Source organism: Streptomyces sp. NBC_01717 (genome assembly GCF_036248255.1).
Taxonomy (GTDB): Bacteria; Actinomycetota; Actinomycetes; order Streptomycetales; family Streptomycetaceae; genus Streptomyces.
Window position 1 is genome coordinate 5,882,496 of sequence record NZ_CP109178.1, and the last position, 11,486, is coordinate 5,893,981.

9 protein-coding genes are annotated in these 11,486 nt (G+C 65.3%); 2 read left to right on the forward strand and 7 right to left on the reverse strand.

The window, feature by feature from the left end:
- The first annotated feature begins 53 nt into the window (after nucleotides 1-53).
- Entirely contained in the window at nucleotides 54-1,265 is a 1,212-nt protein-coding gene (locus OHB49_RS26615) for a DNA cytosine methyltransferase (RefSeq protein WP_329163550.1), read from the forward strand.
- Here the strand turns inward: OHB49_RS26615 and OHB49_RS26620 are convergent.
- The 7 genes from OHB49_RS26620 to OHB49_RS26650 all read right to left on the reverse strand — a co-directional run bounded on the left by OHB49_RS26620 (nucleotide 1,200) and on the right by OHB49_RS26650 (nucleotide 10,573).
- The gene (locus OHB49_RS26620) at nucleotides 1,200-1,655 is read right to left on the reverse strand and encodes a very short patch repair endonuclease (protein ID WP_329163552.1); all 456 of its coding nucleotides are present in this window, start codon (nucleotides 1,653-1,655) and stop codon (nucleotides 1,200-1,202) included. The two genes, OHB49_RS26615 and OHB49_RS26620, sit on opposite strands and share 66 nt — an antisense overlap.
- Complete coding sequence (locus OHB49_RS26625) at nucleotides 1,648-2,250, reverse strand: hypothetical protein (protein ID WP_329163554.1); 603 nt, start codon at nucleotides 2,248-2,250, stop codon at nucleotides 1,648-1,650. Before OHB49_RS26625 ends, OHB49_RS26620 begins: the two co-directional genes overlap by 8 nt.
- A gap of 41 nt (nucleotides 2,251-2,291) precedes the next feature.
- Complete coding sequence (locus tag OHB49_RS26630) at nucleotides 2,292-3,698, reverse strand: PIN-like domain-containing protein (RefSeq protein WP_329163555.1); 1,407 nt, start codon at nucleotides 3,696-3,698, stop codon at nucleotides 2,292-2,294.
- A gap of 84 nt (nucleotides 3,699-3,782) precedes the next feature.
- Nucleotides 3,783-4,763 (reverse strand): NaeI family type II restriction endonuclease, encoded by a 981-nt coding sequence (locus OHB49_RS26635; protein WP_329163556.1) that lies wholly within the window; start codon nucleotides 4,761-4,763, stop codon nucleotides 3,783-3,785.
- 73 nt (nucleotides 4,764-4,836) lie between these two features.
- On the reverse strand, nucleotides 4,837-7,776 hold the full coding sequence (locus OHB49_RS26640) for a Z1 domain-containing protein (RefSeq protein WP_329163557.1): 2,940 nt from the start codon (nucleotides 7,774-7,776) through the stop codon (nucleotides 4,837-4,839).
- A gap of 48 nt (nucleotides 7,777-7,824) precedes the next feature.
- Nucleotides 7,825-9,354: an ATP-binding protein gene (locus OHB49_RS26645; protein ID WP_329163559.1), complete on the reverse strand. Its 1,530-nt coding sequence runs from the start codon at nucleotides 9,352-9,354 to the stop codon at nucleotides 7,825-7,827.
- 220 nt (nucleotides 9,355-9,574) lie between these two features.
- The gene (locus tag OHB49_RS26650) at nucleotides 9,575-10,573 is read right to left on the reverse strand and encodes an SEC-C domain-containing protein (RefSeq protein ID WP_329163560.1); all 999 of its coding nucleotides are present in this window, start codon (nucleotides 10,571-10,573) and stop codon (nucleotides 9,575-9,577) included.
- A 108-nt stretch (nucleotides 10,574-10,681) separates the two neighbouring features.
- On the opposite strand from OHB49_RS26650, the gene OHB49_RS26655 reads away from it, so the two are divergent.
- Nucleotides 10,682-11,452 carry a class E sortase gene (locus tag OHB49_RS26655; protein ID WP_329166635.1) on the forward strand — a complete coding sequence of 257 codons (771 nt, stop codon included), beginning with the start codon at nucleotides 10,682-10,684 and terminating at the stop codon, nucleotides 11,450-11,452.
- Nucleotides 11,453-11,486 lie beyond the last annotated feature (34 nt).

The window sequence follows — 11,486 nt, forward strand, 5'->3', positions numbered from 1 at the left end:
TGTGATGACTGGTGGCAATCGGTGCCAGTCGAGCAAGTCTGGAAGGAGGGTGCATGACCAGCACCAAGAGGGAGTTCACCTCGGTTGAGATTTGTGCCGGGGCGGGTGGGCAGGCGCTAGGCCTGCACAATGCGCTGTTCAAGCACCTGGCGTTGATCGAGATCGACCCTCACGCGGTAGCCACCCTCAGGGAGAACGTGGACGGGAACCCGGAGTGGGATGGATGCCAGGTCAAGCAGGAGGATCTGACCAAGCTGAAGCCCGAGGATCTAAGGCTGGAGCTGGGTCTGGAGCCCGGGGACCTGGATCTGTTGGCCGGCGGAGTTCCTTGCCCCCCGTTCTCCGTTGCCGGGAAGCAGCTGGGGCGGGATGACGAGAGGGACCTGTTTCCGACCATGCTCGACCTCGTCGATGAGCTTGAGCCCAAGGCCGTCATGATCGAGAACGTCCGGGGCCTGCTGGAACCGTTCGAGAAGTTCCAGGGGTACCGGGAGGAGCTTCTGGAGCGTCTTGAGTCCATGGGCTACGAGAAGTGCTACTGGGAGGTCCTGGAAGCCAAGAACTATGGCGTTCCTCAGCTTAGGCCCCGGGCAATTCTGGTGGCGCTGAAGAAGGAGTACCGTCCGTTCTTTGCCGCGAAGGAGCCTAAGAAGCGGCCCCTTCTTACCGTCGGCGAGGCGCTGAAGGACACTATGGCCGAGCGCTTCAACGCGGTCGATGATCCCCGCGCCGACGGCGCGTTCAAGCGTTGGTTGAAGGAGGCGTTGAAGGGTGTGGCCCCCACACTCGTCGGCGGGTCCAAGAAGCACGGCGGTGCTGACCTGGGTCCGACCCGGGCCAAGAAGGCGTGGGCGGCGCTAGGCGTTTGCGGGCTAGGGGTGGCAAATGACCTGCTGGAGATGAAGCGGCAGGAAAGCCAGGAGCGTGATCTCTTTGCTGTAGCGGGACCGAAGCTCACCGTCGAACAGGCAGCGATCATTCAGGGCTTCCCGAAGAGCTGGAAGTTCAAGGGAAAGAAGACAGCCGCGTACCGCCAGGTAGGCAACGCTTTCCCGCCCCCAGTTGCAAAAGCAGTGGGGGAGCAGATCCTCACGGCGCTCAAGGCTGCCAAGGAGGCTGGTGTGGTGGCCCCGGTGCGGCAGCCGCGGATCAAGGTTCGGAAACGGGACAGCGAGATGTTGTTCAAGCTGGCTGATCTCTCATTGGCGGCTGTCACGGAGGCGGCTGACCGTAGCGGCGATCGTGAGGACGCAGTCGTCGGGTGACTCGTGTTCCCAGAACCGGAGAACGGTCCAACCTGCATTACGGAGGCGTTCGTCCGTGTCCTTGTCGCGGGTGACATTGCGCTTCACTTTGTCGGACCAGTAGACGGAATTGGTCTTCGGCGATACGTAATGTTCCGGGCAACCGTGCCAGTAGCAGCCGTCGATGAATACCGCCACCTTCGCCGGACGGAAGACGATGTCTGCCGTCCGGCGAAGCTCTGGCAGAGGCCTGGCCGCTACGCGGTAACGCAGTCCTTGCGCGTGTAGAAGCCTGCGGATCAGGAGCTCTGGTTTGGTGTCCTTGCTCCGGATCGCCTGCATGTTCCGGCGCCGGGCTGCCGATGAGGCCCAGGAGCCTTCCGGGGGTTCCCAGTGACTGCCACTATCCATTCTCGGGAATTCCTGCGTTCTTGAGGAGGCGCTGCTTCTCGTCCGTGGTGAGTGACTTCGACTTCTTGACCTTATTCCTCACAACGGCTGGGATCATGTTGAAATCCAGGTCGAGTGACCTGAGATTGTAGACGCTGATTTCCTTTGTCTCATGCCAGTGAACATCGAAGCCAAGCTCGCGCAGTTCGCGCGCCCTACGCTCGGTATGCACGTTATCGCCGGTCACGATGCGTAGCATGGCAGCTGGTACGGGCCGGGCCAGATTTTCCTGGAGCAGGGAGAAGAGTCGCTCGTGCGTCTTTCCGCTGTACGGAGCCCTAAGGAACCGAAGTGGGATCATGCCTTGATAGCGCGAGTGCATCTCCTGTTGAACCCTCGCGTGCAGCATCTTGAACTCGCGGTTTTCGGTCGGCAAATGCATCAGCATCCGGGCCTGTATCGCACGGGCCGTAATGTCCTTGGCGTACGTATAGGCCTCGAATAGTGTCTGGGGATCCTCGTGGGATGAGATCTCTGAGTTCAGGTTCCTCAGTGCGTGTTCAGCATCCGGCCTGAGCCGCTGCCACTCATCTCCATCAGAAACCTGGCCGGCCATGCAGTGACTCCGATCTGCTACAGGTGCTGCGTCTGTTTGCATTAGTCCCGGTCTGCCACTTCGAAGGCCAACTGCTGGGCAGCGAGCCCCTGCAGGATTTTCCGGTCGCGCCGCGATGAGCAGTTGACGGTCTCTGCGAACCACGGCGCGATCCATGATGAGCTCCGATAAGGCCACTCGCCCAGATGGAGACGGATCCCAGGCACCCAGTCCGGGTCTGGTTTCGCTGGCGAGCGAGTGGCTGGCGTCACAGAAATATCTGGCTCATCGTCGAGCCGCGGACGCCGTTCCAGTTCTGCCGTGACGCCGATCAACCACCAAACGAAGAGCAGACGCGAGGCGCCGTCGCTGATGTTGTCCACAAGGGACTTAGCGAGGCCCGCCGCATCGAACGCTGCGGCAACGAGATCGGGTGGAGGCTGGGTGCGGGTGGCTTCCTGTTCCGTGACTACCGCTTCAGTGGTCACAGCTGCGCGGTCGATCTCTGCGTACGTTGCCTCAGCGATCTCGGCATTAAGGAAGCGGTTCACTCCCCGGTAGAAGTCTCCAGGGGTCTCAATCCGGAGCTCAGCCCCCGTGCGCTGCCGTAGCTCACTTGCGAGGGAGGGCCAAGGACGTGGGACGTTCCGGCCTTCGCATGGTGGTTGATACCAATCTTCCTTCGTGTCGTTGGAGACGAAGAGCAGATGTGTACGTTCTGGAGAGGCTGCCATGTGACCGATGGTTTCCTCCCAGAGAAGGAAGTCACCTGATGCCGCGAGTGACGTTCCCTTGCCTGCATCCTTGAATCCTGGAGGGATCAGGTTAGGGAACCTGTATGACGAAGCATCCTCGACGCGTCTCCGCGTTTCCGCTATGCCGGGTGGGTTTGCAATCCTCTCCCCGAACAGGGCGGCGACTTGCGTAAGTACGGGGTCCCCCTGGCCGTCCGGCGATATCGAGATGTCGTACTCCCTAAGCCCCTCGACCTGCGCTTCAAGCTTTGCGCTCCAGTCTCTCAGCAGCTCTTCGACGGCCGTGTTAGAGATCTCGGCTTCAAGATCGCTGCTGGCCTTGGTGTCCTGTGCGTACTTGATCAGTAGGCTCTGAGTGAACGTGCGAGCGTCCTTGATCGCTGACTTTGCTTCGCGCAGCTTGTTCTGAAGGAATCGCCCGGCATCGTCGAGTGCCTTCTTCCTGCCGGTGATGACGCGGTGCCGATTCTGCACGAACTCCAGCCCGACCTGGTGCGGGAGCCATAGCCGCTGCTGCACGTTCTGGAGGGCCTTGAGTACTTGCTCGCGTGCGGCAGGGGTGTATTCATAAAGACTCAGCAGGACGTTTGTGTCAAGAACGACAAGTCCGTGCGTGAAGAAGTGAGCGCGAGCCGGATCTGTCTCAGACAGGTTGTCGTGAATCCAGTCCCGGTACTGCCTGATCAACGGGTATTCGCCCTCCAGGCTGACCACTGATCACTCCTCGTTCTCGGTGGGGATGCTGCAGGCGATGATCTCGCTCTGAGCATCGGGGCGCTACTGAGCGGTGGGTGCGGCTCACGCGCCCGACTCGGCCCTGCCTTCCTGGGCTTCGGGCAGACACGGTGCCTCATCCGTTGATTCACCAGGCAGAGCTACAACCCAGAGCTCCCCAGCGATTTCTGCCTGAGGTCGATCGCTGTGTTCGGGCCGGGCGCGCACAACCCTGTGGGCGACGAACTCGCCTTCATGCGGTACAGGGCCGCCGAGGGCCCGGGCTACTGCTTGGTGTGACTGGTAGTCGCCCAGGATGATGATTCCCTCTGGGCGAAGCGCAGGGCGTGCGCGGCCCTTGCTCCCCTCGCGTACACGTGCCATGTAGTCAAGCTGCTGAGCGGCAGTGCGCACCACGCCCCGGCCGATCCGCTTGCCGTGGACGGAACGGAACAGCTCGCGTACACGTGCTTGCCCCTTCTTCTTGCCTGGAATCAGGATGCGTGCCCGTGTTGCTGGGTCGAGGTGGAGCAGGACGTTCTCCGGAAGTATCGCGTCCTTCCAAAGCCAGGTGATCTTGTTCCGGTACTCTGCCTTGACGGTGAACTTCATGTCCCGGTTGGTCCCGCCATTGAGCCATTCGCGCTTGATGCGCAGCAGGCCTGCACTCCAGCGGCTCTGATAGTCATCTGCCCAGACAAGCAGGCATAGGTGGCCTTCCGCCTCGGGCGGAATCATCCAGGAACCGTACGTCTGGGAGTACTTGCAGTCGACATCGATGCCCTCTATGCGGTAGTCCATGTCGACTCCGTCGCCGAACTCGAACTCACGCTGCAGGTTGATCTCAACGAGCGTCCCTGCGTGCGTCTTCTCGGTCTTAAACAGGGTCTTCCAGTCGTACCGGCCGGTGGCTTCGCCGTTGAGTAGCTGGTCAATGGTGTCGCGTAGCACACGGGAGAAGCGTGTCCCGTCGGGGTCAAGCTTCATCAGGTGCTGGTGAACCAGCATGAGTTCGGGATCGTCGCAGACACCAGGCGCCGGCCCAGGGAGTTCAAACAGGGTCACTCTGCATTCCTTTGCGAAGCAGGAGCACGTGATGGCAACTGTCCTGACTCCCAACGCCCATGCGGAGTTCCCATCACGGCGAAGTCGCCTCCACGAAAATGTCGTTGGCGTGCCGGGAGTCCTTCGCCTGGAACCGGAGCAGGCGGCGCGTTGAGTCGGTCGCGGATCTCGGAGGGATCAGCGTGAAGGCCATGATGGTCTTCGACGGATCGGCCACACCCTGAGGGGCGGCGACGTGCGTCTCGACGTCGCTTCGGCCTTCCACTACCGGGTACAGCAAGATCACACCGGTAGCTGGGCTGGCGCTAAGTTCGGGAGTGTCAGCGCCGTCGATTATGCGCAGTGCTGCGGTCCGGTGTTCCATGCTCGCGATACGGCCGAACGCCGTCTTTCCGGCCTGTCGGCTACGACGGACGAGCGAGAAGGGGGACGAGCCGAGGATGCTGGCCTCTATCCGGCTGGATCGAGACAGTTGTGGGGCGATGAGCAGCCAGTCGTCTACCTTGGCCAGCTTGCCGTCGAGCTGTGAGAGATAGGTCAGGTGGGGCCGGAAGAGGTCAGGACGTTCCCACTCAAGTCCGCTCAGGACGCTCATCAGGTCGGCATGAGGCACCTGGGCGGTAAGCGCGGAGAAGCTTCGAGCGAGTGAACTCGTGCTGTCCGGCGGGTTGGTGAATGTGACAGGGGCTGCACTGAATGAGTCGAGCAGCGGGCGCCAGCGTTCGGTGTTGCGGCGGATCGCGGGGGCATCCATGGGGTACGAGGCGGGTTCGATTGGCTGTCCCGGTGACCGGATCTCCACCAGCTCCGCGTTGAACATCTTGTTGCGGGCGGACGGCTTGATCCAGGACAGGTGCTGGGAGACCAGCGGCGGGATCTGGGCCGGGGTGACCTGGGGCTTGCCGTCCACCAGGGCGGCGTACCGGGTGAGTTGGGCGCGGAACGTTTCCTCGTCGCGGCAGATGGCTTCGAAGGCTTCGTACAGGTCGACCGTCTTCGACTTGCCCATGGGCTCCTCGCGGCCGATGTAGAGGCGGACCAGGTCGCGGTAGCCGGGGCGGAAGCCGAACCAGCGGCCCATCTGCATCAGGGTGTCGGCCTGCTGGGTCTTGCGGCGGTAGTAGGTCACTGTGAGGCCCTCGACCGTGAAGCCGCGGGAGAGTTTGGTACCGCCGACCAGGATCTTCCATACGTTCGGGGTGCGATCGAAGTCGAGGTCGGGCTGGGCGTAGTCGCGTTCGGTATCGCCGTTGACGACGATCACCGGTGTGCCGCCGGAGTTGATCAGCTGACGGGCTCGGAAGACGTGCGGCTTGAGGTCCTCGTACGAGGTGGGGGTGGGCAGGCCGTCGTCGGCGAAGCGCTGGAAGTCGGAGGCCAGCAGGGCCGAGAGGCGGTCGTGACCCTCCTGGCTGGTGTAGGTCGCCTCGTGCCACAGGGAGCTGATCCGCAAGGCGAGGGACGCGTGTTCGGCCATGCGTACGGACTCGTGGACGAGCATCGTGTGGTGGCGGAACGGGCCGTCGGGGACGCCGTTGGCCGCGCGGTACAGCTTCAGGGCTCCGGTGAGGAGGAAGGCGTCGAGGGCTTCCTGGAGGCGGTCGCCCGTCTCCTCGTAGATGCCGCGGATGTGGGACTCCTCGGCCGCGCCGGTGGCGGAGTCGTCGGTCCGGTCCAGGTCGTGGAAGTCCTGCACGCCCATGTAGCCGGCCGGGCGGGGCAGTGAGATCAAGAAGTCGCGCGGGAAGATGTCCTCGCCGTCGCCCGGGTCGACGAAGACGTTGGCGAAGGGCGTCGCCGTGTAGCCGACGTACTGGGCGCGGGGGAGGAGGCCGAGCAGCTGGGAGATCTGGCTGTTGATGGCCGTACGGGCGACCTTGCCCTCCTCCCACTTCTTCGGGTCCGTGGTGTTGACCGAAGCTTGGTCGGACTCGTCGTCGATGATCAGCGCGGGTATCTCGGAGAGGAGCGGGCCGATCTTCTTCAGGTCCTTGATGAGCTTGGCCAGCACCGACTTGTTCTTCTTCACCACCATCACGCGCGCGGCCGCGCGGTGCAGGTTGTCCGGGGCGTGAAGCGGCTGCGTACGGACCTGCTTGTCGAATTCGAGTGCCCGGATTCCGGTCGCCAGACTCTTGTAGTCGTCGTCCCGGGTAGTGAGGCGTTCGATGTCGAAGGCGCCTCGGGTGGAGGGGCGGCCACCGTGGCTGACGAACTTTGCCGGCCAGTCCTCGTCGTCCTGGTAGTCGATGCCGACCAGGGCGTCCGCGTCCGACGGGTCGGCGCCGCGCAGGATGTTCTCCTGGCCGATCAGTTCCATGTCCAAACGGCGCTGGGTCTGGCCCCGGAGGAGGTTCAGGGTGCCGCCCAACACGATGACCAGGCGGTAGCCGGCGTCGATGGCCTTCGCCGTGACTCCGGTGAAGTTGGCGGTCTTGCCGGACTGGACGTAGCCGACGACCAGGCCGCGAGCGCCGTACGCTTCAGTGCGGGTGGGGTCGGAGAGGCGCTCGACCACCGCGTGACTCGCCTCGTCGAGGCTGGAGACCGCGGCATCCGACCAGCCCTTGCGACGCAGGAGTTGTTCGTAGGAGTTCCAGTAGAAGGAGCGGACGTCCGCGAGGTCGCGTGAGTACCAGGAAGTGAACTCCTTGCTGATGACGGTGGGACCGGGCTCCTTGAAGACGGGGACTGCCTCGTCGAGAGCCTTGCGCAGGTCGGCGCCGAAGCCGAGGCGGGTGTACGTGTCGGCGCGGCGCTCGTCGGTACGCGGCGGGGCGGTGGACCAGTCGGCCTGTTCCGCCAGGTCCCAGCCGGTCAGCGTGCGGTGCCAGAGTGCGGTGAGTTCGTCGCCGGGGCCCGCGGCGATGATGCGGTCCCGGAAGTGACTCAGCTCCGTGTCGGCGGGTTCGTCGGCCTCGGAGAGGACGAAGGCCAGCTTGGTGAAGTGTTTGGGGCCACGTCGCATCGCGGCCAGGACGTCGCCGTGCAGGTTGAGCAAGTGGTCGGTCATGGTGGGACGGCTTCCTCGAGAAGGGAGGTGGGCGGGCGACTCGGTGGTTCAGCGCGCGAGTTCGCAGCGGGCGGCGGTCACCAGGACGCTGTTCCACAGCGCCACGTTGTCGGTGTGGACGGCCCGCACCCGTTCCTTCTGGAAGATCTCGTTGACCATGAGGTAGAGCATGCTCTTCACCACCGGCGCGTCGTTCAGCCCACCGCGGCGACCGACGTTGAAGACCTGCCGGTACTCCTTGTTGAGCTTGACCTCCCGCTCCTCGCGGTCGAGTTCGAAGAACACGTCCGAGGGCAGGCTGTCCCAGCGGAACGTGATCGGGTCCTCGCCCTCCAGCTCCGGAAGTTCGTCACGCAGCTGACGCCTCAGCTTCGGGTCCAGGCCCTTGCCGGCCGGGAGGACGGCCTTGCGCTGCGGCTCGGTGGCGCGCCGGGCCGCCTCCCGGTACGTCGTCTCCGCCTCCTGGAGATAGGCGGCGAACGTCTGGCCCTTGTCGTCCGTGGCCTGTTCGAGGCCGCGGGCGAAGGCGGGGGTGACCGTCACGCCGTCCTTCTTCACCGTGAGGCTGAAGACGTCGTTCGGTTCGGTCGGCAGGTCGACGGCGATGCGGGCCAGCGCGAGGTGTCCCTCGGCGCTGCGGGTGCTGTTCCAGCCGCCTGCCTGGACGAGGCGGTCGTTGCGGTAGATGTAGAAGCCCTGGCGTTCGGCGAGCGGTCCGATGCCACGGAAGCTGACCAGCGGCGACTTCGGCGGCCAGATGTGAGCGGTGAGAGCCACTTCTCCGACACCCTCCACGGGTGCCGCGTACGTACGCGGGTAGCCGGGCCGGCCCGGTATGCGGTAGCCGAACGGGTCGATCGGCTCGACGCCGCGGTGGTCCAGCTCCTCTTTCGTCCGTACGTCCTCGACGACGATGTCGATGTTGAAGTCCTCGCGGGCGAGGAAGCGGTGCAGATACAGACCGAGGTGGGTCTCCAGCTTCTCGATCGCGTCATTGAGGAAGCGGTCGGCCTGCCCCGCCGTCACGGTGTCGAAGGCCCGCACCCGGTCCCAGCGGACGATCGTGCCGTGCCATTCGACGATTCCGTCGTAGCGGTCGACGAGGTCCTGGCAGTAGCGGGGATCGACGACGTCGCACGTGAAGTCGGCCTGAGCGCGCGCCGTCAGCCAGCGGCGGCCGGTGGACGGGCTCTTCTTGGTGCGGCTGATGACGGTCAGCGAATCGGCGTGTGAGAGGGAGGCGGCCTTGAGACCCGCCCCGAAGTGACCGAGCGCGCTTGCCGCGTATCCCTCACGGCCGCCGACCGTCATCGCGGTGTCCAGGGCCTCGTCGTTCATGCCGCACCCGTCGTCGACGACAAGAAGGCCGGCAAGGCGGTCATCGTCCCGGAGGAAGCTGACGACGACGTTACGGGCGCCCGCGTCGATGGAGTTGTCGATGAGGTCGGCGATGGCGGCCTCGAAGCCGTACCCCTGGTGCGTCAGCGATTCGACGTAGCGGGCGGCGGGCGGCAGCCGCTTGCTGCCGGTCGTCGGGATCTCGTACTGCCAGTCGGCAGAAGGCTGATAAGGCGGCATGAAGGCTTCCTCGCGCACACAGAGCTGAGACCTGCGTGGGGGAGGTGCGCCCTGAGATCAGTGGTGGGATGTGATGATATTGCAAAAGTGGGACATCGAGGGAAACTTCATGCAGAAAGAATGCCTCGTTCCGCTTACAAACGTCCAAGAGCCCCGCTGGGGCGGGGCCCTTGAGGTTCTCCGGCTACGGCACAGCAGCAGCGCCCTCCCGGTCAGGTGCTCATGCCACCCCGTGGCAGTCCCGGTAAGCCCGCCCCGATCCGCACCAGCAGGCCGCCGTCCGTGCCGGAGGCCAGGGCACCGCGCGGCCGCGGGCTGCCAGCGTCGTCGCGTACTGGGGGAGGAGGTTCGGGTCGGACGGGGACGCGGCTTCGGAGGCGGCGAAGGCCTCGTACGAGGGGACCGTGCCGGTGACGATGCCCAGGTTCGGGGTGCCCGCGGAGTGGAGGTCGCGGAGGGCGGCTTCCAGGTCGGCGAGGTGTTCGGCGTGGGAGGGGTACTCGGCGCGCAGGGTGGGGTAGCCGGCGAGGAGCTCGCTCAGTTCGGGCTCCGGCCAGTGCAGGACCGCCACCGGGAACGGGCGGGAGAGAGCGGTGCGGTAGGTGCCCAGTTCGGCGCGGAGGCGGGTGATCTCGGCCTGGAGTTCGCCCGGGTCGGACGAGCCGAGTGACCACAGCCGCTTCGGGTCGTGGAGTTCGTCCAGCGGGACCGTGGCGGTGTGGAGCGTGTCGGTCAGGTCGTCCCAGGTGTCGTGGTCGACGCCCATCAGGCGGCGTACCCGGTGGCGGCCGATCAGCAGCGACTGGGTGGCGTAAGGGACTTCCTCGCCCGGGGCCAGGAGCAGGGTCAGCGCGGTCGAGAGGAAGTCGTGGGCCGACTCCAGCTCGTCGTGCGATTCCAGGGTCTCGGCTGCGATCTGCCAGGGGCCGGGTTCGAGGGGCCCCGCCGCGCGGATGCCCTCGATGATGGCGCGGGCCTCGGCCTCGTGGCCGTACTCCCAGAGGTTCGATGCCTTGAGGGCCTTGATCAGGTATGGCTCGGCGGCGTCCACGGCGAGGAGCTCGTCGTAGAGGGGAGTGGCGCGGGTGCGCTCGCCGGCGAGTTCCAGGTGGGCGGCGGCCCGGAGGAGCAGCGGCTCCCGGTCGTCGGGGTACTGCGCCGCCGTGCGCAGCAGGCGCTCGGCTTCGGCAATGTGGTCAGCAGGCGTGTCGGGGCGCATGCATCACACCGTACTGCTGTACGGCTGCTGCACGGAGGGTTGTTCCGACCCTGGAGAGTTACGGTGCCTGCCCTTATCGTGCGGGCCGTGAGGCAGCGGATACCGGTCATGGTGCAGCGGAACCCGCGTGGGCGGCGCCTCGCCGCGCGCGGGCTGTGGTCGGGTGCCGAGGTGGTCGTGACCCTCGGTGTGGTGCTGCTGCTTCTCGTCGTCCATCAGCTGTGGTGGACCAATAGGCAGGCCAGGGCCGATGCCCGGCACAAGGTGCAGTCCCTGGAGCGGGAGTGGGGGCGGCCGGGGAGCGAGGATGCCGGTGTTCCGTCCGCCCCGCCCGGCGAAGGGGCGGATACGGACACGGATGCGGTGGGGGAGGGCGGGGGCGCGCCGGCGGGTGGCGCGCGTGCGGCAGCGGCTGCCGCGCCCCGCTGGGATCAGGCCTACGCCGTCATCCGCATCCCGCGCCTCGGGCTCACCGCCCCCGTCGCCCAGGGCATCAGCAAGAGCGGCGTCCTCGACAAGGGGTATGTCGGGCACTACCCGCGCACCGCGCAGCCCGGTGGCGCCGGGAACTTCGCGCTCGCCGGGCACCGCAATACGCACGGTGAGCCGTTCCGCTACATCAATCGGCTGCGGCGCGGCGACCGGATCACTGTCGAGACCCGGGAGCGCGTGTACACATACGTCGTCGACAAGACGCTGGCGCAGACCGCCGCCCGGGACAGCGGGGTCATCGCCGCCGTGCCGCGGAGCAATCTGAAGCCTGCTTTCGGGTACAGCGAGCCCGGTTCGTACGTGACGCTGACCACGTGCACGCCTGAATTCACCTCCCGTTACCGCCTTGTCGTGTGGGGGAAGCTGGCGGGTGTGCAGGAGCGGTAGCGGCGGTCACTAAGCTTTTCCGACGTGCTCAGAC

Coding starts and splice junctions, on each gene's coding strand:
- OHB49_RS26615 (WP_329163550.1), top strand. CDS start 54: ATGACCAGCACCAAGAGGGAGTTCACCTCGGTTGAGATTTGTGCCGGG.
- OHB49_RS26620 (WP_329163552.1), bottom strand. CDS start 1,655: ATGGATAGTGGCAGTCACTGGGAACCCCCGGAAGGCTCCTGGGCCTCA.
- OHB49_RS26625 (WP_329163554.1), bottom strand. CDS start 2,250: ATGGCCGGCCAGGTTTCTGATGGAGATGAGTGGCAGCGGCTCAGGCCG.
- OHB49_RS26640 (WP_329163557.1), bottom strand. CDS start 7,776: ATGACCGACCACTTGCTCAACCTGCACGGCGACGTCCTGGCCGCGATG.
- OHB49_RS26645 (WP_329163559.1), bottom strand. CDS start 9,354: ATGCCGCCTTATCAGCCTTCTGCCGACTGGCAGTACGAGATCCCGACG.
- OHB49_RS26650 (WP_329163560.1), bottom strand. CDS start 10,573: ATGCGCCCCGACACGCCTGCTGACCACATTGCCGAAGCCGAGCGCCTG.
- OHB49_RS26655 (WP_329166635.1), top strand. CDS start 10,682: ATGGTGCAGCGGAACCCGCGTGGGCGGCGCCTCGCCGCGCGCGGGCTG.